Annotated in this window: 21 protein-coding genes, 6 pseudogenes and 3 riboswitches; of the genes and pseudogenes, 20 read left to right on the forward strand and 7 right to left on the reverse strand. The window is 42.8% G+C overall.

Annotated elements, in window-relative coordinates; all coding sequences use genetic code 11:
* Positions 1–25: 25 nt before the first annotated feature.
* Together F7734_RS09130 and F7734_RS09135 are read left to right on the forward strand one after the other, a co-directional pair.
* Complete coding sequence (locus tag F7734_RS09130) at positions 26–3,484, forward strand: AAA domain-containing protein (protein ID WP_155744369.1); 3,459 nt, start codon at positions 26–28, stop codon at positions 3,482–3,484.
* 21 nt (positions 3,485–3,505) lie between these two features.
* Positions 3,506–5,035, forward strand: coding sequence for a phospholipase D-like domain-containing protein (locus F7734_RS09135; RefSeq protein ID WP_155744370.1), 1,530 nt, complete (start codon positions 3,506–3,508; stop codon positions 5,033–5,035).
* 406 nt (positions 5,036–5,441) lie between these two features.
* On the opposite strand, the gene F7734_RS09140 is transcribed toward F7734_RS09135, so the two are convergent.
* The 5 genes and pseudogenes from F7734_RS09140 to F7734_RS09160 all read right to left on the reverse strand — a co-directional run.
* Entirely contained in the window at positions 5,442–5,744 is a 303-nt protein-coding gene (locus tag F7734_RS09140; RefSeq protein ID WP_155744371.1) for a hypothetical protein, read from the reverse strand.
* Positions 5,745–6,036: 292 nt separating this feature from the next.
* Positions 6,037–6,438 (reverse strand): annotated as a pseudogene (locus F7734_RS09145) (GMC family oxidoreductase); the annotation flags it as partial.
* Between the two features lies 1 nt (position 6,439).
* Positions 6,440–6,802: pseudogene (locus F7734_RS09150) on the reverse strand (cytochrome c oxidase subunit II transmembrane domain-containing protein); the annotation flags it as partial.
* Positions 6,803–7,408, reverse strand: coding sequence for a DUF2231 domain-containing protein (locus F7734_RS09155; protein WP_155744372.1), 606 nt, complete (start codon positions 7,406–7,408; stop codon positions 6,803–6,805).
* Positions 7,405–7,710, reverse strand: a pseudogene (locus tag F7734_RS09160) (DUF2231 domain-containing protein); the annotation flags it as partial. The gene F7734_RS09155 and the pseudogene F7734_RS09160, both read right to left, overlap by 4 nt.
* Here F7734_RS09160 and F7734_RS09165 point away from each other — a divergent pair.
* From F7734_RS09165 to F7734_RS09215, 11 genes and pseudogenes are all read left to right on the forward strand, one after another.
* Entirely contained in the window at positions 7,711–8,373 is a 663-nt protein-coding gene (locus tag F7734_RS09165) for a M56 family metallopeptidase (protein ID WP_155744374.1), read from the forward strand.
* A 636-nt stretch (positions 8,374–9,009) separates the two neighbouring features.
* Positions 9,010–9,639, forward strand: coding sequence for a FeoA family protein (locus F7734_RS09170; RefSeq protein WP_155744375.1), 630 nt, complete (start codon positions 9,010–9,012; stop codon positions 9,637–9,639).
* On the forward strand, positions 9,636–11,981 hold the full coding sequence (feoB, locus tag F7734_RS09175) for a Fe(2+) transporter permease subunit FeoB (protein ID WP_155744376.1): 2,346 nt from the start codon (positions 9,636–9,638) through the stop codon (positions 11,979–11,981). Before F7734_RS09170 ends, feoB begins: the two co-directional genes overlap by 4 nt.
* A gap of 4 nt (positions 11,982–11,985) precedes the next feature.
* Positions 11,986–12,204, forward strand: a complete 219-nt coding sequence (locus tag F7734_RS09180; protein ID WP_155744377.1) for a FeoC-like transcriptional regulator — start codon at positions 11,986–11,988, stop codon at positions 12,202–12,204.
* A gap of 593 nt (positions 12,205–12,797) precedes the next feature.
* Positions 12,798–13,049 (forward strand): annotated as a pseudogene (locus F7734_RS61795) (FAD-dependent thymidylate synthase); the annotation flags it as partial.
* Positions 13,050–13,777: 728 nt separating this feature from the next.
* Positions 13,778–14,023, forward strand: coding sequence for a type II toxin-antitoxin system Phd/YefM family antitoxin (locus F7734_RS09190; RefSeq protein ID WP_155744378.1), 246 nt, complete (start codon positions 13,778–13,780; stop codon positions 14,021–14,023).
* Positions 14,020–14,424 carry a type II toxin-antitoxin system VapC family toxin gene (locus tag F7734_RS09195; RefSeq protein WP_166481808.1) on the forward strand — a complete coding sequence of 135 codons (405 nt, stop codon included), beginning with the start codon at positions 14,020–14,022 and terminating at the stop codon, positions 14,422–14,424. The genes F7734_RS09190 and F7734_RS09195 overlap by 4 nt, the downstream gene beginning before the upstream one ends.
* A 17-nt stretch (positions 14,425–14,441) precedes the next feature.
* Positions 14,442–14,585: riboswitch (cobalamin riboswitch) on the forward strand.
* Between the two features lie 320 nt (positions 14,586–14,905).
* Positions 14,906–15,106: pseudogene (locus F7734_RS09200) on the forward strand (DUF1636 family protein); the annotation flags it as partial.
* A gap of 221 nt (positions 15,107–15,327) precedes the next feature.
* Positions 15,328–15,712, forward strand: a pseudogene (locus F7734_RS09205) (DUF4346 domain-containing protein).
* Positions 15,713–15,718: 6 nt separating this feature from the next.
* Complete coding sequence (locus F7734_RS09210; protein WP_155744380.1) at positions 15,719–16,159, forward strand: hypothetical protein; 441 nt, start codon at positions 15,719–15,721, stop codon at positions 16,157–16,159.
* Between the two features lie 11 nt (positions 16,160–16,170).
* Complete coding sequence (locus tag F7734_RS09215) at positions 16,171–16,629, forward strand: hypothetical protein (RefSeq protein ID WP_155744381.1); 459 nt, start codon at positions 16,171–16,173, stop codon at positions 16,627–16,629.
* Positions 16,630–16,706: 77 nt separating this feature from the next.
* Here the strand turns inward: F7734_RS09215 and F7734_RS09220 are convergent, their stop codons facing one another.
* A complete protein-coding gene (locus F7734_RS09220) occupies positions 16,707–16,964 on the reverse strand; it encodes a hypothetical protein (RefSeq protein ID WP_155744382.1) in 258 nt (85 codons plus the stop codon).
* Between the two features lie 130 nt (positions 16,965–17,094).
* Positions 17,095–17,238: riboswitch (cobalamin riboswitch) on the forward strand.
* Positions 17,239–17,520: 282 nt separating this feature from the next.
* Between F7734_RS09220 and F7734_RS09230 the strand changes: the two genes are divergently transcribed.
* The 5 genes from F7734_RS09230 to F7734_RS65155 are packed head-to-tail and all read left to right on the forward strand — an operon-like array spanning position 17,521 to position 20,461.
* Positions 17,521–17,721 carry a hypothetical protein gene (locus F7734_RS09230; protein ID WP_155744384.1) on the forward strand — a complete coding sequence of 67 codons (201 nt, stop codon included), beginning with the start codon at positions 17,521–17,523 and terminating at the stop codon, positions 17,719–17,721.
* Positions 17,722–17,769: 48 nt separating this feature from the next.
* Positions 17,770–18,258, forward strand: coding sequence for an FAD-dependent monooxygenase (locus tag F7734_RS09235; RefSeq protein WP_243146770.1), 489 nt, complete (start codon positions 17,770–17,772; stop codon positions 18,256–18,258).
* Complete coding sequence (locus F7734_RS09240; RefSeq protein ID WP_155744385.1) at positions 18,251–19,102, forward strand: fatty acid desaturase; 852 nt, start codon at positions 18,251–18,253, stop codon at positions 19,100–19,102. The genes F7734_RS09235 and F7734_RS09240 overlap by 8 nt, the downstream gene beginning before the upstream one ends.
* Positions 19,102–19,920, forward strand: coding sequence for a class I SAM-dependent methyltransferase (locus F7734_RS66010; protein WP_347566153.1), 819 nt, complete (start codon positions 19,102–19,104; stop codon positions 19,918–19,920). Before F7734_RS09240 ends, F7734_RS66010 begins: the two co-directional genes overlap by 1 nt.
* Entirely contained in the window at positions 19,862–20,461 is a 600-nt protein-coding gene (locus F7734_RS65155; protein ID WP_279239684.1) for a class I SAM-dependent methyltransferase, read from the forward strand. The genes F7734_RS66010 and F7734_RS65155 overlap by 59 nt, the downstream gene beginning before the upstream one ends.
* 294 nt (positions 20,462–20,755) lie before the next feature.
* Here the strand turns inward: F7734_RS65155 and F7734_RS09250 are convergent, their stop codons facing one another.
* Positions 20,756–21,391, reverse strand: coding sequence for a hypothetical protein (locus F7734_RS09250; protein ID WP_243146771.1), 636 nt, complete (start codon positions 21,389–21,391; stop codon positions 20,756–20,758).
* A 168-nt stretch (positions 21,392–21,559) separates the two neighbouring features.
* Positions 21,560–21,703, forward strand: a riboswitch (cobalamin riboswitch).
* 99 nt (positions 21,704–21,802) lie between these two features.
* Between F7734_RS09250 and F7734_RS09255 the strand changes: the two genes are divergently transcribed.
* Both F7734_RS09255 and cobW read left to right on the forward strand, forming a co-directional pair.
* A complete protein-coding gene (locus F7734_RS09255) occupies positions 21,803–22,804 on the forward strand; it encodes a methyltransferase domain-containing protein (protein ID WP_155744386.1) in 1,002 nt (333 codons plus the stop codon).
* Positions 22,805–22,993: 189 nt separating this feature from the next.
* Entirely contained in the window at positions 22,994–24,046 is a 1,053-nt protein-coding gene (gene cobW, locus F7734_RS09260; protein WP_155744387.1) for a cobalamin biosynthesis protein CobW, read from the forward strand.
* Positions 24,047–24,072: the final 26 nt, after the last annotated feature.

Here is a 24,072-nt window from a genome sequence, read left to right on the forward strand (position 1 = left end):
AAGAAACTCTACGGATTTTAAAGTTATGCCGTCGGTTCGCTTGATCAACAATCGCTATGCTCTATCTCCCCAACAACCGCGCGCTGGTGGAATGGCTGATGTCTATAGAGCAAGAGATTATGAACAAGAAGAACGACTTGTGGCGGTGAAAGTATTCAAACATGGGCAGCTTGAAGGCGATATCTTAGAAGAGTCCTTCAGACGTGAAACCCAAGCACTCAAAGAATTAAAGCATCAGGGAATCGTAGAACTTCTTGACTTAGGCAAGGATGAAAGTACAGGTAAATATTTCCTTGTTTTAGAGTGGATGGAACAAGACTTAGCAAAATTGTTGAAAGAGTCTCCATTACATGAGTGGGATTCTTTTTGGCAAAATGTGGCTTTTCCTGTATTACAAGCTCTGGCTTTCTCTCACAATCGCAACTACAGCCATCGAGATATCAAGCCCAATAATATTTTAATTAGTAGCGACGGTAAACCAAAACTTGCCGACTTTGGAATATCTAAGCTCAGAAGCTACTTTCGACCTAGCATTACTCTAAGGGAGTTTGTATCTCGTCCCTTCACACCACCGGAACCTGATGATGGCACTTATCCTTACACCAGGGATGTCTTCAGCTTTGGCGTACTGGTACTAAAGTGCTTAACAAAGGTAGAGATTAATGATTATGATGCCATACCTCAAGGGGTGGCTGCATTTAATGCACCACCTGAAATTATCGAAGTCATAGAACGTGCTGTTTCCTCAGATCCAGCAGAACGCCAACACAATGCAGAAGTGCTACTGACAGAACTTAATGTTATCCAAGAAAGGCGATCGCAAATCCTGTCAACTAAAAAACGTGCTTGTTATCTGATATTAACTCGAAACGCCTTGAAAAATCTTAATAACGAACTTCAAACATCAGAAGCGGAAATTCAAAAAATTATTCTAGAGGATTTGAATACAGCTTGTGGCATCAGCCGTTACCGTAACCGTAATTTCAACTCTCCTGAAGAAGAATTTCGAGAAGAACACTATTCTATTTTTGGGGTTAATTATAAATATCATGTAGCGGTAGGAAAAGAATACCTTGATATTATTAATGCCAATACTTTCTCTAGTGCCTTGCTAGAAAGAAATCGAGAGCAAGCTTGGATGCCTCCATACGAATTTAAGTTTGGTAGGCCACTCTTCATGTCTGAAGCCGTAGACGTTATTATAGACATGGAGAATGCAGTTGAAGAACACGAAGCTAACCTCCGACAAACAAAATTAGAAGCGGAAAAACAAAGATTATTCCAGACTTGGTTTAATATTCTCCAAGCTAAAACCGATTGGGAAAGAAGCCGAGAACAGCCAATTAAATATACCGATTTTACTCGTGATGGCAAGCATCTTATCTTTGAAATCTCAGAAATGCCAGATAAAGATATAGCAGGACAACCCCGACATATTATTAACAAAAAGGGATTTAGTATTTTAGGAGGAGATGTTGTTGAAGTCCAAGAAGCTATTGACAAGTTAATTCTCTATGTGAAACATGGACAACCAGACAGACTGCCAAAATCCGGTGAGCTAGTTTTTGATATTCGGGCCACTGAAACCGCATTAAATCGCCAAAAATACGCGCTAGATGCAATTAGATTCGACCGTGCAGTTCGGTCTGATATGCGTCAATTATTTGTTAATCCTCAAGAAGTCAAGCATCCAGAAATATCTAGAGATATAGAGTGTTTTCAATCTCTGAATGAATCACAAAAGGAGGTTGTAGAAGCGGCATTAACAACACAAGATTTTCTTTTGGTTCAAGGGCCACCAGGGACAGGAAAGACAACCTTTATTACAGAAATCATCATTCAAACTCTTCTGCAAAACCCAGAAGCACGAATCCTGTTGAGTTCACAAACTCATGTAGCATTGGATAATGCACTAGAACGGATTCAAGACCAAAACCTTGACTTAAAATTGTTACGCCTTGGTAATCATGAACAGGTTTCAGAAAACATTCACTCTCTGTTATTAGAAGAACAAATGGAGAAATGGAGAGAACAGGCTGAAACTACCAGTAAAAATTTTATAACAGAGTGGTCTACTAAAAGAGGTGTTTCTCAACAAGAGTTAGAAAAAGCTATTTTATTTCAAGACCTAAAAGCTCTATTCACAAAGCTTAATGAATTAAAAACAGAAGCAACAACTCGCAAAGAAGAATTATATGAAATTTACCCTACAGACCATGACATAGACAATCCCAAATTTCCAGCTAAACAGAAAATCCCCAAAGATAAAAGAGATGAATTTCAGCGTCTTACAAGTGAACTTGAAGAATTGCGGGAAGAACAAAAACAAGTACGAGAGCAACATAAAGCCAAAGCCCAGCGTCTCCAAGAAATCACAGGAATTGCTAAAGAGGAATTATTAAAACTCAACGCTAATCAACTAGAAGAAAAGAGCAATCAGTTGATTGACCCTCATGCTCCAGATGCCAAAATGTTACAGCAACTAATTAGTATTCAAGCCGAGTGGTTTGACTGTTTTGGTCGCAATGACAATTTTAACGATCCACTAATCAAACGTTCTGCTGTAGTAGCAGGAACTTGTATTGGCATTGCTAAATACATTCAGGATATAGAATTTGACCTTTGCATTATTGATGAGGCATCAAAGGCTACAGCAACAGAAGTATTAGTCCCGATGTCGAGAACTCGGCGATGGATACTTGTGGGTGATCCGCAACAACTTCCACCCTTCCAAGATGAAGTCAGCCGCAATCCAGAATTTTTAGATAAATATGATTTAACTGAAGATGACATCCAAGAAACTTTATTTGACAGACTGCTAACAACACTCCCTGATAGTTGTTGTAAGATGTTAAAAATTCAGCATCGGATGGTTGAATCAATTGGTAATCTAATCAGTGAGTGCTTTTATCAAGGTGAACTTAAAAGTGCCAGAAAAGATATAGATGCAAATTTGGCTAAAGTTTTACCACAACCAGTAACTTGGTTGACAACTTCTAATCTGCCAAATTATCAAGAGCAATTTGTTAATTACAGTTATAACAATAGCTGTGAATCCAGAGCGATTATTAATCTGCTTCGCCAGATTAATACAATGGCAGAAGCAGCAGAAAAAACCTACAGTGTGGCAGTATTAAGTGGTTATTCAGCACAATTAAAATTGCTGAGTCGCGGAATTAATACAGAATTAAACAATTGGAAAAGATTAACCATTAGATGCGCTACAGTTGACGCATTTCAAGGAAGTGAAGCTGATATAGCTGTATATTCTATCACTCGTTCAAACAAAAAAGGGGAAATAGGTTTTCTTAGAGATGAAGCACGACTAAATGTTGCTTTATCTAGAGGCAGAGTTGGCTTGTTGATTGTGGGAGATCATCATTTTTGTCGGAGTTCAAAAAATAATCCTTTGTACCAAGTCTTAGATTACATTGAACGCCATCCTGAAAGTTGTAGCTTAATGGAAGCGATGAATGGTAAGTAAATAAAATAGGTAAACAAAATTATGAATTTAGACAAGTTTATCTCTCTCTCAGCCAACGACCTGCTGCGTTACAATAGAACAGGTTTTGATTTAGTAGCCTGTAAAGAGGTAGGTTTACCTGTTTATAAAGTAACTATTGAAGCTTTAATACAATTACGTAAACCAATACCACCAATAGAGGAATTTGTCTTAAAGGCTATTGATGCTGGGCTGAATTTAGAAAAAGATATTAGTGCTTTTCTCGGTATAGAAAAGCAAATTTTAAAAGATGCAATGGTCAATTTAAGAATGAGTGAAAATATTGACCTTATAGCTCCTGACGATTCTCGGTTACAAGTTTGGAAATTGACTAAAAAAGGTATTACAACTCTCCAAGAAGCTAAAATTATTGTTCCAGAAGAGCGTACATTTGATATAGATTTTGATGGATTATTACGATATCCACGCTGGTATGGCAGTAATTCATACTTTTTAAAACACAAGGATTTACGAGAGCAAGACATTATAGAGATTGATCCGTTTCCAAATAAACCTCCAGAATTATCTGATATCAAACTTAAAGACGTAGATGAAATTATTCGTCAAATTGAGGGAGCTAGTAAAGCCAGATTTAAAGAAGAGAAAGACTTACTAGCATTAAAAGCAATTGAAAAAAGGCAGAGATTTTTTGAAAAAGCTTTGGCACTCATATATAAAGCTAAAGATAGTGATGATGTTCAGGTGGCATTTTTAATTGATGATGTAATTTCCAGTAAGCATGAAGCTGCTTTTGCTCGTTCTAATGGAATTAAAAAACTTCGCATTGTCGAAACTCTAAAAGAAAGCTCACCCAGGAAATTAGCTGAAGAAGTTTTAGGAAGTGATTTTGTTAATCAAGCTCGACTAGAAGAAATTGATTCTATTAAGTCTGAAATTTATACTAGTCAAGTAAAAATTGTAGCTGAAATAGAGAAAGTTAAAAATAACCTTGAACAAACTGAAAATGAAGATGAAAAAGCTATTTTTGTGCAGCAACTTCAATCTGCACAAAAACAAATTGAAGAACTTCGGACACAGCTAAATTCGCTCCTAGCTACAGTTACCATGCGTTGGTTAGATATGTCAGAACACCGTCCGCTTCTGGAACAATCTCTCCATGATACTCAAGAATGTTTAATGATTATCTCACCTTGGATTCGAGCTAGTTCTGTAAATAAACGATTTCTTGCAGATTTTGAAAATCTCCTTAAGCGGGGAGTGCAAGTTTATATTGGGTATGGTTTGGGAGAAGACGATAACGATAGAAAGTACAAAGAAGATATCGAAGCAGAGAAGAAAATAAAACAATTGGCCATTCAGTACAGAAATAATTTCCAGCTAAAGCGTTTGGGAGATACCCATGCGAAAATTCTTATTTCTGATACGCAATTTGCTGTTACCACAAGTTTTAACTGGCTATCTTTCCGAGGCGCGAGCGATCGCACATTCCGTGATGAACGGGGAATACTTGTATCCGAACCAAAGAAGATTAGTGAACTATTCGACACCTATAGAAAGCGATTTGACGAGTAAAAGAGTTGATTGGATCGTACTAACCTTTGGAAAGGCGTAGATATAACGTAGATACTGTTGGCGAATTCGGGAAACGCTTGTCCAGGGAGGAAGACTTGAGGAGTAAAGCGATGAGGTTGTATAGAGGTTGAGCCGAGATAGCTGCATTTTCGGAAATTAAGGCTGAAAATTATTGTCTTACGTACTTACTAAAGAGATATTAAGACCATTTGGGAGAAATTCGTTCAAAGCCAAGACATTAGTACATTGCCTTTTTTTCTCACTTGTGAGAAATCCGGGACCAGTGTCCAACAGAGCCATAGCCTCGATAGAGCGATCTCTGTAGGTCAGTGTAGTCGGGAGATACGGCAACGTGCTGGATAGACCAAGGCTGTTAGTTCGCTCAATGAAAGGAAACCGCTTGCCATCAAGCATTGCCTTCTTGCCTTGTTGCTACTAAAAGATCTGAAAGTTTTTGGGCAGCTTCATGAGCCTCGTAAGGCGACCATACCACTGCCTCAGTAGATGCCAACTGCTTTAGCAGTAAGTTTTCTGAGGCGGGATCAACGGCTGGCTCAAGCTCATGGCCTTCTTGCTGCGGGGTGCTGATGACCGACTCTAGCTCGCACCCCTCTTCCTTAGCGACTGCAAGCAGCAGGAAATGGATGAGGCGGAGCTTATCTTGGTGAGATAATTGATCGACAGCAGGCAGTAATTCGGAGAGCGGCATAGGCTTATAAAAAAGCAGTTGTCTATTAGCTTAGCTTAATCAGGAAGGGCTGTGTTTGGAATCCTAGAAAAAGAGATGGGGATAGGCTCAGAGATTGGGTTCCCATCAAAATCTGTCCAGCAGTTTTTCTCAAAGTCATAAAGTTTACAGATTCTCGATGAATAATGGTAAGAACCTGTAAAGTTTGAGGGGAGAAACCACGCGAGCGAAAGGACTGGCGTACTAGGTGGCTAGAAAAAGCCGATATTGCTCATGATGCGGAAGGCGGTATGTTTGATTTTTTGGAAGTTCCTTAATGCAAGCGTTGAATCAAGCGATCGCCAACCCGCAACGCATTGGCAATAATAGTTAAAGCCGGACTCACCCCAGAGTTAGACGGGAAGAAACTACCATCAACAACATAGAGATTATTCACATCATGGGTGCGACAATCGAGGTCAAGCACGGATTTAGCTGCATCTTCCCCAAACCGACAAGTACCGCACTGATTCGCCACCACTTGAATAGGTCTATCACTATGGGGATAAATCCCGCGACGAAACACTGGGTTTTCCGAAGTGCGGTCTACAGCTTTGAGGATATTAGTCCAACGATAAATCAGGCGATCGTGTGCCTCAATATTATTGGGCGTATAATCCAAATACAACTTATTACTTACTACCCGCACTCGATTTTTCGGCTCAGGTAAATCTTCTTGGCCCTTGAATCGACATTTCTGCATAGATGTTGTAACTGTATGTGGCAATCCATAGGACTAACAAAATGGGAATTGTTGTCCAAACGACTTCTAAGGTAATATTGCCTTCTATTGGAGGGCCATCGCTGGTGTCATACTTACCTGCACGATGGAAAATAACTGAATACATGACTGTTCCAGTTACTCCCAGGAAAATAAAAGTTCCTAAGGTGACTAAAAAACTAAATAGTTCATCTACGAGTTTGGATTCAGCAGCAGCTTGTGGGGGTAACCAGGAATAGGCTTGCTGTCCCATCCAGAGGCTAGCAGCTGTCAGGGCGATCGCACAGCCAATTAAAATCAAAATATTGCGAATTTTCATTTACTTTAATAGTGCGTTAATGTCTTTACCCAATCTCAGTAATTGGTCAGCAGTATTATGTACGCCAAACTCTGCTGCCAGTTGCGCTCCTAATGTGCCGTGAACGAACATAATAAACATGATGAAAAACCCAGCCGCAAGATAACTCCATTGCACTTGTTGGCTGCTATCTTTTCGCCATACATACCGCTGAAATCCTCTCCATACAGTCATTCCAATAATTAGTGCTAATAAAAGAACACCACCAACACCATGCCACAGCATTGTTTCCATCGCTTGTAATCCCCAAGCACTTTTTAAATCTGTTGGTACTTCTGCCAACATGATTTCGTAAAAACCTGCCGCTACCGTCAAAAAGGTGATGATGGCTGAAGCCAGCATATTGTACCAACCAACATCAAAGAAGCCGGCGCGAGTAGCGGGAATTGCCAAAAATTTGAAGACTGGTTTTTCTAGAGGAAAGAGTACACCAACAACATCAAAGGCAATGGCGATGATAAACAAACCCAAGGTGAGATGGACTAAGTTGGGATGAATGGGAATAGCGTAAGGTAGTCCGTTTGCGCCTAATTGTGACCTAATTTGCTCAATGAGTTGGGCATTCATCGCAAAACACCCGCCTTCACAGCTTCTACAACTTGTACTGTATGCAGTCCATACACCCAGACCAATTCATCTCCCAAATACACTTGGAACAACACTAAACAAGTTAAAAGTAGTCCTACTCCCAGATAAGGAACTGGTACTTTTTCTGGATTGCGTAACCGAATCACATAACGCCAACCTGTAATTGCGGCGATGATTCCTGAAAGTGACCAGCCAATCAGAGTATGTAAGTTGAGGACTGGTTCAACTGCATTGTAAGGTGCGGCTAAACCTGCTTCAATCTGACCAAAGACGATGGACATATGGTTTGGGGATGGGAAGGTTGGGTTAGTTACGGACTTGCTATCAGTTTCTTAGGATTTGCAGGCGTCTTATGGCTAAAATTAGCCTGGGAAGGAAACCAGACGCTAAAACAAATTCGTACTTATCCTACAGCTTATATCTGCGGTACACCAGTACGGTTATTAGATGTGCCTGTTGTTTATTGTGCTTTGGTTGGTTTCTGGGAACCTGAATTAATCATCACTCAGGGATTACTAGATATTTTAGATGCTATCCACATCAAAGCTGTGCTAGCCCATGAGGATGGACATCACCACTACCGCGATACCTGTTGGTTTTTCTTGTTGGGGTGGCTACGTCAGTTAGCCTTTTGGCTACCTAACACTGAATCTTTATGGCAAGAATTATTACTTTTAAGAGAAATACGAGCTGACCATTGGGCAACTAGAAAAGTTGATAGTCTGTTATTGGCAGAGGCTTTACTCTTGGTTGTCAATACTCCACTTTTACAATCAGTAAATTTTTGTGCAGCCTTTACCCAAAATGTCTCAACTAATCATGTTACGCAGAGAATAGATACACTTTTACAGCAACCAGATTCTATGAGAAAGCCAAAACTTTGGTATTGGGTATGGTTAATTTTGACGCTTTTACCATTACTGGTGATTCCGTTTCATAGCTAAAATTCCTCAATTTGTGGAGATGGAAAAAAGTTACCACTTTCCAATAAAAGCAATTTCTGATAAGGATGAAAGTCAATACTGCAAGGGCTGAGAGAAATTGTAGTAGGGGTAAACCCGTGTGCGAAACCCAACAAATGCCGATAAATGTTGGGTTTCGTTCCTCAACCCAACCTACGTAATTGCGTGTTTTTATGCTTAACCTACGCAGTATTGGGATGAAAGTTGTTACTGTAAATTTTTCACTAACCCTAAAGTTTTTTGATAGGTTGTAGTTTCTTTCTGTTGAGAAAGGTATGCAACTGCCTTTTGTAAGTCTGTAATTGCCGCTTGTTCGTGACCGACTTGATGGTAAGATACATCCCGATACTGTGTATATCGCCAGTGAACTCCAAGCGGCTTTATGAAAAGCTAGGTTCAAATTATACGAATTGTAAAGATACTATCTTTGACAGCTTCGTATTAGATGCGAGAAAAACGCCCAAAAGCATTTCATTGAAAGTGTTTGGGAGAACTAACGAAATTTATTCACGAGTATTGCTTTGAAAATTGGCTAGGGTATTGCCAAAGAACAAAATTTTGAGTAAAATAATCGAGAAAAATTCTTAAGTGCATTTATCGCTAGTGGGGAAAAAGTCCATGAATAGTGGAGACAATCAGGTCAATTCTTGGATCTCTGCTCAAGCAGACTTGTCCCCAGACGCGCTAGAGAATACTGGCGAAGCTAGAGTGTTTCCCCTGTCTACAATGCAGGTGGGCGCTCGCGTTCGTATCGTTTCCCTCAACTGTGGCGAATACAATAACCGCCTGATGGGAATGGGCTTGATGCCAAATGCGCTCCTAGAGGTGATAAGTTGCACCGCCAGTGGTTCGGTGATTGTAGCTCTACAAGACCAACGATTAGGCTTGGACGCAGAAATGGCGCAAGGGATTCAGGTGATTGATACAGCACAAGCGTTAAATAAGCGTCTAAGTAACCCTACACCAGGAATGACAACTATGCAAACTCCCCCGCAAGTATCTACTGTCAAACTACGCGATGCGGCGATCGGCTCGGTGTTACGGGTTGTTGGCTACGCACCGACCACACGAGAATATAGGCGCAAGTTACTGGCGATGGGGCTAACACCTGGTACAGAATTGCGGGTCACGCGCCATGCCCCACTGGGCGATCCGACGGAAATTGTCGTGCGCGACTTTCACCTGAGTCTGCGAAAAGATGAAGCTGATGCCCTGATAGTTACGCCCGTTACAGGAGCAGAGTCATGACACAATCGACGATAGGATTAGTGGGCAATCCCAACTGCGGCAAAACCACGCTGTTTAATTCCTTAACAGGAGCCAATCAGCGCGTGGGGAACTGGCCCGGTGTAACGGTGGAACGGAAAGAAGGCAGCTATCGCGCTCACGGTCAACAAATTACCGTAGTGGATTTGCCCGGTGTTTACTCAATGGATGCGGAAGACACCACGACGGGCTTGGATGAACTGGTAGCAAGGGATTACTTGCTGTCTGGTGAGGCGGATATAATTGTCAACATCGTGGATGCCTCTAACCTGGAGCGGAATCTCTATCTCACCACCCAGATTCTGGAGATGGGTGTACCGATGATCGTTGCCCTCAACATGATGGATTTGGCAGCAAAACGGGAAATTCGCATCGATTCAGGGCTATTGTCCCAACGGTTGGGATGTCCAGTGATTCCCCTGAGTGCTCATACTGGAAAAGGGGTGCCGCAGTTAAAGGAAGCGGTGGATCGAGCTTTGACGCACCCCACAATCCCCAACACCTACGTCGCCTATCCCCCGGTGATTGAGGAAGCACTGACCGATTTAATACCATCGCTGAAAGCACGGGTCAATCCCGCCCATGTCCGCTGGTTTGCATTGAATCTATTGCAGTATGACGATCGCCAACTCCCGGATTTGGGACAAGATACACTCCGACGGATTGCCGAGCATCGTCACCGCATTCATCAAACACTGGGAGAAGATACCGATCTCTCGATCGCCGACAGTCGCTACACCTGGATTCGGCATATCATTCAGGGTGTAACCGAACGAACTCATTTGGTCAGACAAACCCTGTCCGATCGCATCGATCGAGTGGTGCTAAACCGTTGGCTGGGGATTCCGATCTTTTTGGTAGTGATGTATCTGATGTTTCTGGTGTCGATCAACGTGGGAGGAGCCTTTATTGATTTCTTTGATATTGGCGTGGGAACCATCTTTGTGGATGGAACGGCACATTTGCTTCAACAGATGAATGCTCCCGGATGGTTGATTGGATTACTGGCAGATGGTGTTGGTGGCGGGATTAAAACCACTTCTACCTTTATTCCTCAGATAGGCTTGCTATTCATTTTTCTGGCGATTCTGGAAGACTCAGGTTACTTAGCACGAGCAGCGTTTGTCATGGATCGGCTGATGCGGTTTGTCGGGCTTCCCGGTAAATCCTTTGTGCCGATGATGGTGGGGTTTGGCTGTAATATCCCAGGCATCATGGCAACTCGGACACTGGAAAATCGTCGCGATCGCCTGATGACGATTCTGATGAATCCGTTCATGTCCTGCGGTGCCCGTCTGCCGGTATATGCTCTGTTTTGCGCCGCTTTCTTTCCTACCAACGGACAAAATATCGTTTTCTTGCTTTATATGCTGGGCATCTTGGCAGCCATCTTTACCGGACTGGTGATGAAACGGACTCTATTTCGGGGAGACACCGCCCCGTTTGTGATGGAATTGCCGCCGTACCACATTCCCAGAATTAAAGGGGTGTTGATTCGTGCCTGGGATCGGCTTAAAGCGTTCATTACCAAAGCCGGACGCATGATTGTGGTGATTGTGGTGATTTTGGGGTTACTAAACTCGGTCGGCACCGATGGTTCCTTTGGTAAACAGAATAGTCAGGATTCGATTCTCAGTGCCTTCAGTCGCACCATCACCCCCGTCTTCTCCCCAATGGGGATTCAGCAGGAAAATTGGCCAGCAACGGTGGGGTTAATGACGGGAGTGTTTGCCAAGGAAGTTATGGTCGGCACGATGGATTCCCTTTATACCCAACTGGCAGAGCAGGCTTCCGGAGCCAACGAGGAGTCAGAACCCTTTGATTTTTGGGGCGGTATTGGGACAGCCTTCGCCAGCATTCCCAAAAACCTGGCAGACTTGACAAATCAAGTGCTAGACCCGATCGGACTTAGCATTCTCAACGAGACTGGCGATCAAAAGGCGGCGGCGGAAGCACAGGAAATTCACTACACGACTTTTGGACAGATGGCAACGCGATTTGGCAGTACCACTGCGGCGATCGCCTTTCTGCTCTTCGTGCTGCTCTACTTCCCTTGTGTCTCGGCAACGGCTGCTGTCTACCGAGAAACTAACTTGGGCTGGACTACCTTCGTCGCAGCTTGGACAACGGGACTGGCGTACTGGGTAGCTGTGTTCTACTACCAGTTCGTGACATTTAACCAGCATCCCGGTAGCACGATCGCCTGGTTGGTTGGTCTAGTCTTATTCGCGATCGCCGTCCTAGTGGGATTGAAATTGTTCAGCGATCGCCGCCGCATTCCGTCGCAGAGTTCAACTCCGAAGAAAGTATTAGTAAATCGATAAACTCATGATTCTGCAACAACTACAAACCTACCTCCGCACCCATCCCCAAACCTCTCTCGAAGAACTCGCCCGTCAGTTTCAAACTGACGCGGATGCCCTGCGAGAAATGCTCAATGTGCTGATTCGCAAAGGGCGTGTGCGTAAATTGGCAGGAAAACAATGCGGCGGCTGCCAAAGCTGTGCGCCAGAGAGTCTGGAACTGTATGAGTGGGTACACTCGTGAAAGATTTCTGCACCTCAAGACCTTGACGATTTAATTAGTCGTTCCACTAAAGTAAAAACTCTACATGGTAGTAAACTACAAAACTGTGATAGGATTTAAAAAATGATTCAGTTCTAGTGGGGAACAGCCACTAGAAGTAATGGGGAGAGTCCGGTGTAAATCCGCCGCTGTCCCGCAGCTGTAATCAAGGCTTGCCTTTATTTGTGGTAGTAGGCATTGCAACAGTGCTAGTATATCTGGCATGGGCTGCTTGTAGTTTTTATATTCTCGTTGTAAGAGACCATAATTCTTACTACATCTGCCCTGTCTCTTTATCCTCTTTTTTTGGCAACGATATCGAGATATGACAGCTAAATTAATTTGAATCGCACCTGAGATTGAAAACATAATTAGTTATTGTGCTAGAGTAAGTAACCCTAGAAATCAACATAATCCAGAAGTGTCTAAACTACTTACTTATTGTATTAAAAATAAGCACTGGTCTATATTTGAGATGGGTAATATGTGTGTAGAAATACAAACGTCAGAACAGTATAGATGATTTAAGTGAAGAAGCAATTGAATGGTGAGAGGAAAATAGTAAACAATTAAATGAACTTAGCTTTCAAATATATAAACAAGCTTTAGATAAAGGTATAGCTAAAGAGTGTGCTCGACGCATATTACCAATGGCTAGCAGTACAAGATTATATATGAACGGTACTATTCGTAGTTGGATTCATTATTTAGAAATACGAGCTAATAAAGAATCTGGAACACAACTAGAACATTTCTTAGGTGCTAATGAAATAAAAGAGATATTTAAATTGAAATTGCCCATTATTTCTACTGCGTTAGGTTGGTAATTAGTAAATGCCGATTTTCTCTTTATATAAAGGTATACAGATTTCTATTTCCGGTTAGTGCGATCGCTACACCTCTAAGCATTTACCTCCTCCCCCACTCCTCTCTTAAGTTTTGATAGGAGAATCGATTCCCTAAATCACTTTATACAGAATTTAGGAAGTTTTGAGTTAAGATAGAAAGTCCATAATGTTATTAAGTCTTTTCCTGCTGCTTTTCATTAAGTCTGATGTCGGATAGCGCTGAGATTTTTTGTCGCGCAGTTGCAGTAAATGCTCTCATAACATTTCTTAAAAAACAAGCTCTTAGGTGGGAACACGCTTGGCAAATTACGGTTCCTTAGAATTTAATAAGCTATGGTGATTGGTTGCAACGAACAAACATAAGGATGAATTATTTGCCACCCAAGCTACACCAAACAAAACTATAAAATCACGACGGGTCATAGAATTTGAAAGATTTTAGACGCTAACAATGCGTTTAAAGACAGGTAACATCCCACCCAGGTTCCTATTTACTGCTTATAGTTCAATTGTTCTAAGACTGAATTAAATTACATCGCGTCCTGCTCATCGGTTGGTAAAGTTTTTAATCAGGCGATCGCCTGCTCAAATCGCTCAGTCATGTGTGATACCTAATAGACAGTTGCTCATGATTCTAAACTAATCTGACCTTGCAGAATTGCCACAACTAAACTAGACTTAGTTTAGAGACTTAGTTTTTTAAGATTATGGAAACTGTAAATATCCATCAGGCTAAAACAAACCTCTCTCGGCTACTGTCCCGTGTAGAGCTTGGAGAAGAAATTGTTATTTCAAACCGGGGTATTCCAATTGCAAAGCTTGTTCCATTTCGGACATCGTTAGATCGACGATCTAGTTTGGGAAAAGACCGGGGACTGTTTATCGTACCAGATGACTTTAATGCTCCTTTACCAGAAGATATACTAGCGGCATTTGAGGTTGGTGTAGAGTGAGACTTTTATTGGATACTCAATGCTGGTTATGGTGGTTTGCTCAACCAGAAAAGCTGAATGAGAACGTGATTGAACAGATTGCGGATGAAACCAATGAAGTCTGGTTCTCTGTTGCCAGTCTTTGGGAGATGGGAATTAAGGTTTCAATCGGTAAGTTGCCACTGCCAGAACAAATAGATGATTATGTATCTACTCGTATGACTCAACTAGGAGCTAGATCGTTAGAGATCACCGCTTCGCATGCTTTGCGGGTAGCTGCATTACCTTTACATCATCGCGATCCTTTTGACAGAATGCTGATTGCACAAGCTCAGGTAGAAGAAATGACTCTTGTGAGCGCGGATTCAACATTTAATCAATATGAAGTCTCTTTACTCCGGGCAGCTAGAGCTAGTTCGTAAACTACAAAACTGTGATAGAATTTAAAAAATGATTCGGTTCTAGTGGGGAACAGCCACTAGAAGTAATGGGGAAAGTCCGGTGTAAATCCGGCGCTGTCCCGCAGCTGTAATCAAGGCAAGCCTTGTGAGTCAGAATGCCCGCCGACTAGTTAACTTCTGCTTCAATCTACGAGGTTATAGATGAACGCTACTATAAGTATTTTCACGTTCGCTTGGTTTTATTTCTTCATAGCGCCAAAGATACACTTCAAGTTACGGCTAACTAGGAAACGATAGAAGTTTATTTTACGGTACAAATTACGCTCCGAGCTAATGGTGTCATTCGTTCTAGTTTTTCTAGACATAAGTGTCTGTACTACTAGTCAATTGCTGCTACAAATTCGTAATAAGGATACTGTACAGTCAGCAAGATAGGAGTTCAGCGTTAGCAACGATGGATGATATCTGCGGTTTGGATTTCCTCCTACAGACTTCAAAATCAATGATTAACAAACAGCATACTTTATTTGTTTGCACAACTTGTGCTAGCATCCGGCAAGATGGCAAGCAAATTGGTGAAAGCGGTGGTCAACAACTACTGCAGCAACTTCAGGAACTTGCATTCAACTGGGAATTGCGAAATAAATTCTCAGTTCAGGGAGTTGAATGCATGAGTGCTTGTAACCATTCTTGCGTTATTGCCTGTAAAAGTAGCCCCAATTAGTCTCTTGAGTGCTTTAAGACTTTTGCTCTCTTACTTCTTCTTGAGTTCAATAATCAGGTCTCATTATCTACACGATTCCTCTGTGTGTTCTCCGTTCGTGTAGCGTTTCTGATAGGAAAAGTTTTGAGCAAAAGCTTCTTGAGCTTCCGACCTCTCTGTGTATTTTGGAGCGGTGCTTTTTGTTTTGGAGTTGAAAAATGATGATAACGACAGTAGAAACGATCGCAGCAATTGATGACAAACTATCCAAACGATTTTTAGAACTCGATCCGGCAGGTTACTTCATTATCTACTTAGATCGGGAAGCAGGCTTAATTTGTGCGAAACATTTTACTAATGAAGTTAATGAGCAAGGATTGGCTGTCGATCCAGAAACCGGAAAGCCATTCGGTGCAAATGTCAAAGTGGAACGACAACCAACTACCCTCTTTACAGGAAGAACCGAAGTACGAAATTTGCATTCAACTGTTTGAGTCAACAAAACCCTGTCTTGTGAGCCGATTGGATCGTGCTGCTTACTTGGGACGTGAGTTTATGCGAGCAGAATTGGCATTGGTGACAGGACAAGACTATGTACAGGATTGATGTCTCATGCAAATGCGAAATGAATTCTGGCAAGGATACTTCGGTTACTGGCAGAACCGATTTATTCACCATAATATTTTGACCATCGGATACACCGCTTGGAATGGTTATTTGAATGCGGGAAAGGGCATGGTAGTTTGTGATGTCGTAGATGCAATCCCTACCGCCATTGATTGGAGTGTCGATACAGTAAGTTTCAATCGGGCATTCATTCCTCAAGCGCAGGTAACTTTGTATCTGCAAGCACTTGAACTGGAGAAAGATGCTGTAACCGCACTGCACAAAGCGATCGCCACCTACGATCCCACCCAAGAGATGGTGATTCTGCTCGTTGGCAATGGTGCAGTAGATATCAACCTGCTGCAAAACCTAGCAATTTCTCCTGCTGAATGTTACAAACAGGTGCAACAACGTTGGGCAGAATTTTATCCTGATTTAACCGCTTAGAGAAGAGACTTATGCGTGAAGCCCCTGATACTTCGGACTGGCAGCAAGACTTTATTGCCACAAATTTGTTAGCGATCGGTTACAATGCCTGGATTGGGTATTTAGGCGGCGAGCGCGGTGCTATCATTTGTAGCACCAACTCTCCTGTTATCGGAATTGCAGGGGAGAGCTTCAAAACCCATTTTGTGCCGCGTTCTTGTTTAGCCGCGTTCTTAAATGCCTGGTTAGCGGCTCCTGACACTGTGATTCTACGTCATCGCTTTATGAATGCTCACATTCTAGAAGCAGTGGATACTTATAATCCTGCAACTGATGCCGTGTTCTTACTGGAGTCTTTCAACCAGGTCACTTTTTTCTACCTGAAAAATTTACTCCCCACCCCACCCCAATGTTACGAACAGGTCTGCTCATTATGGACAGAATTTCATCCGCCATCCCCTCAGTTATCGAAACAAAAACAATATGATTGATGTTTGGTTAAATCCGCCTCGTCCTCGTTGGCTTGTCAATAGTGACCAATCCACTCTCTGTAAATTGGATCGCAAGCTCATTGACCCCAAAGGACTCTCTGGATGCTGGCATCCTCCGGATTAACCTCAATCATCAAATCTCCACCCCGCCGTCCAGTATAATCTTTCGCTCCATAGTTCACTCGCCATACCCAACTACCATCCTGAGAGTGTTGAGTTAGGCTAATAATGCTTTGCATGACATCAACATTCAATTCGCGGGCACGTTTATTCGCAGAAGCAATCACGCGGGCAACTGTGACAGCAACATCATCTTGAAGCACATCTGAACTCAACGCTATCAATTCTCCAATAATAATTCAGGGCAAGCTTTGGTTTAGTAAAGAATTAAACGATCTCTCATGAATGACAAATTCCAGTATAGATCGACCGTTGATTTTTACGCAAGCAAATCACAGTTGTGTTAATATGCTAAGGAATCTCGGTTCTAGTGGGGAACAGCCGCTAGAGGTAAGGGGGAAAGTCCGGTGTGAATCCGGCGCTGTCCCGCAGCTGTCATCAAGGCTTGCCTTGTGAGTCAGAATGCCCGCCGAAATTAACTTGTCAATTTTGTACATCTGCGAGGTACGGATGGTTTATTACATGACGATCGCTAGGTCTGATATTTTGAAAGCAGTGCATATTAAAACGCTACAAATGGCGGCTTTCCAGGAAATAAGTAATTAATATTAAATTTCCATTAGTAATGACTTTGTTAGTATTCAGGTAATTTTTTTTGCTTTGAAACCTGAAAAATTTTCGACGAGATATTGCACTAACTCTCGCTCGCCACTATATATTGCGTGCATAACTACTGTGTATTTTTGTTAAATTCTGACTCAGTTAATCATCATGCCGAAATTTTATCTTCACCGAACTGGGAAGATTCCTACTGCTGTTCATCCCTTTGTCAAACAAACAGGTTTTAGAGAAGATCGGCAGAAACCCTTTCTAAATCTCAGGAAAATGATTCGAGGTTGGCAAAATATTGCAAGTTCAACCTATAAGAAGATTACCATTGTCATCGCTCATTTAATTCGGGATGAACCATGAATCAATTCAAAATTCAAAATTCAAAATTCAAAATTAGATACAGCCACGTTGAGTCAACCCTTAGTTTTTTCGGCACAATTGATGCAGAGCCGCCGCTATTGCCAACAGCGCTTGGTGTTGCTGGGGGATGCTGCCCACTGCTGTCATCCGGTAGGCGGTCAGGGGTTAAATATGGGTATTCGTGATGCGGCTGCCCTAGTCCAAGTGCTGCAAACTGCACAACAACAAAAACAAGACCTGGGTTCTTTAGCAGTGCTAAAACGCTACGATCGCTGGCGACGCTATGAAAACTGGGTGGTGCTTGCTTTTACCGATCTTCTCAACCGCAGCTTTTCTAATCAATGGCTACCAATGGTTAAACTACGGCGGTTAGTACTACGGCTGATAATTTACTGGTCTTTCCCACGAAGGCTACTGCTGCGACTGATGACTGGGCTGTGGGGTCGCCCACCCCAATGTTACCAACAGGTCTGCTCATTGTGGACAGAATTTCATCCGCAATCCACTCAGTTATCGAAACAAAAACAATATGATTGATGTTCGGTTAAATCCGCCTCGTCCTCGTTGGCTTGTCATTATATTCACGCTCTTGCTGCATCTAGGAGTATTATTGGCATTTGTTCCTACTAATTTTAGCTGGTCAGCCGTTGGAGTTGCCCTGTTTCTTCACTGGCTGACAGTGGGACTGGGGATTTCCCTTGGCTTCCATCGGCTCGCCACACACCGCAGCTTTAAAGTTCCTAAATGGCTGGAGTACTTCTTTATTTTGTGCGGCACTTTAGCATGTCAGGGTGCTGTCAAAGGTTGGGTGGGCTATCATCGGATGCACCATTTATACGCCGATCGCCCCGACGATCCCCATGACTCCACTCAGGGGTTTTGGTGGAGTCATATGAGCTGGCTGATGCACGAGGTTCCAAATCGAACAAAACTCAGCCGCTTTACCAAAGACATTGCGGACGATCCATTTTATCAATTTTGCCACAAACACTATATTGCTTTACAAGTCGCGCTGGCGGCTTTATTATACGGACTGGGTGGGCTGCCTTTTGTAGTCTGGGGAATTTTTGTTCGCTTATTTGTAGGGTTTCACAGCACTTGCTTTGTCAATAGTGCCTGTCACAAGTTTGGCTATCGTAACTATGAGGTAGAAGATCGCTCCACCAATTGCTGGTGGGTAGCATTACTGACCTTCGGCGAAGGTTGGCATAACAATCATCACGCATTCCAATCATCAGCACGGTATGGGTGGCGCTGGTGGGAAGTGGATATTGTTTGGCTCACCATTCGACTTCTAGAGAAATTAAGGTTAGCTAATATCTTACACCTTTCTCAACAAGAGCACAAACTCAACATTCAATTTAGGGAGAGGAACTCATAGTGAGACATAATACGTCCAGTGAAAATACGTCTGCTCAACCTGTAGACAAAAAATTGGATAATAGTTCTGTTCCAGTATCAAAGCGCGATCGCTTCAGCAATCTACCCGATGGAGAACGCTATCTCTATCAGCTTTTTAGTATGATTGAAGATGGAGATCTGACGGTCACAAACCCAGAGGGCAGAGTATTCCACTTTGGCTTGGCAGGTTCTAAAGAGCCACTACGTCTGATCGTTCACAACCCCAACACCTACAATCGCATTCTGACCTTTGGAGCGCTGGGGTTTTGTGAAGCGTATATGGACGGCTGGTGGGATGAAGAAAATAATAATCTTGTTGAACTCCTTGGATTGTTGTATCGCAGCAATGTATCTAAAAAAGCTGGTAATAAGATAACGATCGCCCTTGCTTTCAAAGTCCTCACTCAACGTTTGCGAACGCTCCCCATTCTGATTCAAAACAGTCGCAAGAATGTCCAGCATCACTACGATTTAGGCAACGATTTTTATCAGAATTTTCTCGATCCCACAATGACCTATTCCTGTGGCTATCGTCTTCGAGAAACAGATTCCATCGAACAAATGCAGCTTCAAAAGTATGAATTAATTTGCCGAAAACTGGCGTTGCAGCCCGGAGAATCCCTAATAGACATCGGCTGTGGCTGGGGTGGAATGCTAATCTATGCGGCTAAGAACTATGGTATTTCTGGAACAGGGATTACGCTGAGTGTAGAGCAAGCAAAGCTGGCGCAAGAACAAATTGATCTTAGAGGGTTGGGCGATAAGCTGGGTACAGCTTGCGCTTCGCGATCGCATTAAAATCATCATTGCCGATTATCGAGAAGTACAAGGACAGTTCAATAAGTTTGTCAGCATTGGGATGTTTGAGCATGTGGGTAAAAACAATTTTGCTACATTCATGCAAAAGGCATCCGAACTGTTAACGCCGAATGGAGTAGGACTGCTACAGACCATTGTTACCCAGAGCAATGTACGCAATGGAGCTTGGGTGGATAAATATATTTTTCCAGGTGGGTATGCGCCACAACTTCACGAATTGACCCAGGAACTATGGGCTGCAAAACTATCGGTTGCTCATTGTGAGAACCTAAAGCCTCACTATGCCGAAACCCTGAAGCGATGGACACATAATTTTCTGAGCAATCGAGCCAAAATTGCATCACTGGGTCAAACCTATGACGAGCGATTTCTCCGAATGTGGTATCTCTATCTGCAATCGTTTGAAGCCTCATTTCGATATGGCAGTCTGCATATCTATCAGATATTGTTTTACAAGGGTAAACAATGGCAACTTGATACTCCTTTAACATTCACTGCTAAAAATCTGGCTTTGAGCTAGTTCTTTTTTAGTTAATTTCTACATTATATCATGTTTGGATGAATACTTAATAATGCAAGGGATGCAATAACTGAGGAGTCAGAAACCCGTATTCTTGGAGATACCGGGTTTCTAATTTTCGCTTATCCCTTGCAGTATTGGTTGTTGTTGCAATACTGCAAGGGATAAGAGCAATCAATTGACATTTCAACCTCGTAGAGACGCGATAAACCCTTGTCTCTACACCCGCAAAATTATTACGAAAAATCCTTAACCGAGCAGTATTGGTTGTTGTTGTTATTTAAAATTTAAAAATCATCCCAACCCCCATAAATGCTCCCGAATGTAAGGAGGTGCGATGGGTACTGAACCCTTTGCCCATTTTTCATAGAAGAATTTGCTGTAAACGGGCAACACACTGGCTGTACAACCTTGAACTAAAGATGAAGAAGTATTAGGAGCGATCGCAGTAATGTGTGAATTGCGAATGCCATATTGTTTGATATCTTGACTTAGTTGTAAGAAGCGTTCTGGTTGACTTGCGTGTTGTTTAAACCAATCGACAGGCTTTGCTCCTATTAAATGTCCCTTGCTCCATTCACTTCCTGCAAAAGCAGGATATGCACCCCGTTCCTTCGCGAGTTCCATTGATGCTGCGGTGCAATTATAACCGATGTCTTCAAATAAGTCACTGATTTCCTGAAGATGAGTGTAGGTGAGATGACGTATGCTGAGCCAGTCGGCTAATCCCATACAACCCACCCCAATTGTACGGTATTTGGTGTTGTGAGTAGCGCTAGCAGCAAAGGGCGGTGACGTAAGTTCAATGGTATTATCTAACATACGTACTGCGATTTGACAAATTTCTGCTAGCTGTTCATTCTCCAAGTTTGCCAGATTAATACTTGCTAAATTGCATGAATGTGCTTCTTCATCTAAGAAGATTACCATTGTCATCGCTCGTTTAATTCGGGATGAACCATGAATCAATTCAAAAAATATACGTACTGCAATTTGAAAAATTGCCTCGATATCTTCTGTTTCAGTCTGTGCTAACCATTTGCCGTGGGTGTCTAGCTTGATTATTATAACTTATGCTGTGCAGATCGCTATTGTGTTAATATGCAAGGGAATATCGGTTCTGGTGGGGAGCAGCCATCAGAGGTAACGGGGAAAGTCCGGTGTAAATCCGGCGCTGTCCCGCAGCTGTAATCAAGGTCTGCCTTGTGAGTCAGAATGCCCACCGAAATTAACTGGTAAATTTTGTACATCTGCGAGGTACAGATAGGTATTTTTATGAATATTTATACAATTACTAAAGTAGGCATTTTTATAGCCCCACATATTAACTAAGGGATTTCAATGTCAACTTTATTATATTTTGTAATTGGTTTTCTTCTGGTTTTGGCGATCGCAATTGCGGCTTATCTCCTGAGTGCCCGCAAGTATCAATCCTCAACCACAGTCGCTAATTCCTACGATCGGTGGACTCTTGACGGCATCCTAGAGTTTTATTGGGGGGAACACATTCACCTCGGTCACTACGGTTCGCCGCCACGAAGGAAGGATTTTCTAGCTGCGAAATCTGACTTTGTACATTACATGGTTAAATGGGGTGGTTTAGATAAATTACCTCCCGGTACTACCGTCTTAGATGTTGGCTGTGGTATTGGGGGTAGCAGTCGAATTTTGGCGCAAGATTATGGGTTTGCTGTAACAGGAATTACCATCAGTCCTCAGCAGGTAAAGCGTGCTGTGGAGTTAACACCTGAAGGATTAAACGTCCTGTTTGCAGTCGATGATGCGATGGCATTGTCGTTTCCAGATGCCAGTTTTGATGTAGTCTGGTCGATAGAAGCGGGTCCCCATATGCCTGATAAAGCCGTTTTTGCTCTTGAGTTAATGCGGGTGCTAAAGCCCGGTGGAGTATTGGTTGTAGCTGACTGGAATCAGAGGGATGACCGCCAAAAACCGCTAAATTTCTGGGAAAAACCAGTCATGCGGCAACTTCTGGAGCAGTGGTCTCATCCAGCTTTTTCCAGCATTGAGGGTTTTTCCGAGCTTTTGGCAGCAACGGGATTAGTCGAGGGAGCGGTAATTACGGCAGACTGGACGAAAGAAACGCTTCCTTCTTGGTTAGATTCGATCTGGCAAGGGGTGATTCGACCGAGCGGATTTCTGCGTTTTGGACTGTCTGGTTTCGTCAAGTCTGTGCGCGAGGTACCGACGTTGTTGCTGATGCGTTTGGCGTTTGGTGTAGGGCTGTGCCGATTTGGAATGTTCCGCGCTGTGCGAGCGAACTCACGCACGGAATTGATGGACAAAAACTTTGCCAATCAAACTCCCTCACGCTTGGTTGAGTAACCATAAGTCATTAGACATCTCCGAAAAAGAAGATAAAAGCGTTGTACAGTCAGGGTCGATATCTCATTTCTGGAGATGTCTGTTGGACGCAATTCATTTCAATAATGTTTTTGCTTTGCCCCATGCCCAATGCCCACTCAACTTCTTTACTATACATTGCAAAATTAATCAACAAGCAACATATTTTCTATGCATAAAATTCCCGTCACAGTGATTACAGGATTTCTTGGCGCAGGCAAAACAACATTAATTCGCCATTTACTTCAAAATAATGAAGGACGACGCATTGCTGTTTTGGTGAATGAATTTGGATCCGTCGGAATTGATGGCGAACTTTTGCGTGACTGTCAAGTTTGTGATGATGAAGACCCTAACGGTAACATTGTTGAACTCACCAACGGTTGCTTGTGCTGTACCGTACAGGAGGAATTCTTGCCAGCGATGCAGGAATTGCTGAAGCGACGCGATCGCCTTGACTGTATGTTGATTGAAACCTCTGGACTAGCACTCCCAAAACCATTGGTGCAAGCATTTCGCTGGCCGGAGATTCGCACAGGCGCTACAGTGGATGGCGTCATTACTGTAGTGGATTGTGAAGCCTTAGCAACTCATCAATATGTAGGTGATTTAGAAGCCCTCTTAGCACAGCGACAAGCCGACTCCAGTATAGAACACGAAACACCCATTGAGGAACTGTTTGAAGATCAGCTCGCTTGTGCAGATTTGGTGTTGCTGACTAAAGGCGATCGCGTTGACGAAAAAACGCAAGTTAGGGTGCAGGAATGGCTAAAGCAGAACTTATCCCCTGGTGTAAAAATCATTCCTTGCCAGAACGGTAAAATCAGTGGCGATTTGTTACTCGGTTTCAATGCAGCGGTAGAAGACAACTTAGATAGTCGTCCCAGTCACCACGATACTGAAGAAGACCACGAGCATGACGACGGGATTAATGCAGTGCAACTACTGCTAGACCGGGCATTTGAGCCGTCTGTCTTGGTCAAACGCTTGCAAACATTGGTACAACAGCAAGAAATTTATCGAATTAAGGGATTTGTAGCAGTTCCTCTCAAAGCGATGCGTCTGGTATTACAGGGAGTTGGTAATCGGTTCGACTACTTTTATGACCGTCCTTGGCAACCCAACGAACCTCGTCAAACGCGATTAGTGTTGATTGGTCGGGAGCTCGATCGGGTTCCCATTGAATCATTAGTGTTGGGAGAGGAAGTGAATGCGAACTTATAAATTTCAACGTGGTTCGCTGTAAAGCT

Source organism: Scytonema sp. UIC 10036 (genome assembly GCF_009725235.1).

Bases quoted from the DNA above. Each gene is read 5' to 3' on its own strand.
- F7734_RS09130 (WP_155744369.1), top strand. From the start codon at position 26: ATGCCGTCGGTTCGCTTGATCAACAATCGCTATGCTCTATCTCCCCAA.
- F7734_RS09135 (WP_155744370.1), top strand. From the start codon at position 3,506: ATGAATTTAGACAAGTTTATCTCTCTCTCAGCCAACGACCTGCTGCGT.
- F7734_RS09140 (WP_155744371.1), bottom strand. From the start codon at position 5,744: ATGCCGCTCTCCGAATTACTGCCTGCTGTCGATCAATTATCTCACCAA.
- F7734_RS09155 (WP_155744372.1), bottom strand. From the start codon at position 7,408: ATGAATGCCCAACTCATTGAGCAAATTAGGTCACAATTAGGCGCAAAC.
- F7734_RS09165 (WP_155744374.1), top strand. From the start codon at position 7,711: ATGGTTTGGGGATGGGAAGGTTGGGTTAGTTACGGACTTGCTATCAGT.
- F7734_RS09170 (WP_155744375.1), top strand. From the start codon at position 9,010: ATGAATAGTGGAGACAATCAGGTCAATTCTTGGATCTCTGCTCAAGCA.
- feoB (WP_155744376.1), top strand. From the start codon at position 9,636: ATGACACAATCGACGATAGGATTAGTGGGCAATCCCAACTGCGGCAAA.
- F7734_RS09180 (WP_155744377.1), top strand. From the start codon at position 11,986: ATGATTCTGCAACAACTACAAACCTACCTCCGCACCCATCCCCAAACC.
- F7734_RS09190 (WP_155744378.1), top strand. From the start codon at position 13,778: ATGGAAACTGTAAATATCCATCAGGCTAAAACAAACCTCTCTCGGCTA.
- F7734_RS09210 (WP_155744380.1), top strand. From the start codon at position 15,719: ATGCAAATGCGAAATGAATTCTGGCAAGGATACTTCGGTTACTGGCAG.
- F7734_RS09215 (WP_155744381.1), top strand. From the start codon at position 16,171: ATGCGTGAAGCCCCTGATACTTCGGACTGGCAGCAAGACTTTATTGCC.
- F7734_RS09230 (WP_155744384.1), top strand. From the start codon at position 17,521: ATGCCGAAATTTTATCTTCACCGAACTGGGAAGATTCCTACTGCTGTT.
- F7734_RS09240 (WP_155744385.1), top strand. From the start codon at position 18,251: ATGATTGATGTTCGGTTAAATCCGCCTCGTCCTCGTTGGCTTGTCATT.
- F7734_RS09250 (WP_243146771.1), bottom strand. From the start codon at position 21,391: ATGGTAATCTTCTTAGATGAAGAAGCACATTCATGCAATTTAGCAAGT.
- F7734_RS09255 (WP_155744386.1), top strand. From the start codon at position 21,803: ATGTCAACTTTATTATATTTTGTAATTGGTTTTCTTCTGGTTTTGGCG.
- cobW (WP_155744387.1), top strand. From the start codon at position 22,994: ATGCATAAAATTCCCGTCACAGTGATTACAGGATTTCTTGGCGCAGGC.